The sequence below is a fragment of the Buchnera aphidicola (Pemphigus obesinymphae) genome, assembly GCF_026122815.1.
Lineage (GTDB): Bacteria > Pseudomonadota > Gammaproteobacteria > Enterobacterales > Enterobacteriaceae > Buchnera_C > Buchnera_C aphidicola_BJ.
The window spans coordinates 1-486 of record NZ_JAIWQW010000082.1 but is presented as its reverse complement, the minus strand read 5'-3'; the positions used below and the strand labels follow the sequence as shown (position 1 = coordinate 486).

Genomic DNA, 486 nt, shown 5'->3' with positions numbered 1-486 from the left:
TCTCCACCACCAACCACTAATACACGTCTAAATTTTAAATTAGCAAAAATAGGTAAATAATTCACGTCAACCTTACTTTAAAAGTATAAAAAATTATACAAATACATTTTTATATAAAAAAAATATTATAATAAAAACAAATTAAATATTTTTTCATATAAAATATTTAATTTAAAATAAATAAAAATTATATTCAAAAAATCATTCTATATGTAAACCACATTCACGTTTTAAACCAAAAAATCGTGTATCTTCTTCTCTCATTCCATACTTATACTTGCTGGTTGTATGTACGTCTCCTACTGATAAATAACCTTTATGCCATAAAGGATGATATCCTAAATTATTCTTTTTAATATAAGCAAATGTTTTATTATTATCCCAATCTAAAATAGGTAAAAATTTAAATATTTTTTTTTGTATGCTAATAAAAGATAAATGATATCTACTTTTAGATTGACTACGCCGCAGTCCAGAAAACCATGT

The 486-nt window shown here is 22.6% G+C and carries 1 protein-coding gene; it reads right to left on the bottom strand.

The genetic code is table 11. The features are described from left to right. Window positions 1-201: 201 nt before the first annotated feature. A partial coding sequence (locus tag LDP10_RS03195) for a phosphoadenosine phosphosulfate reductase family protein (protein ID WP_265197282.1) occupies window positions 202-486 on the bottom strand: 285 nt, incomplete at its 5' end.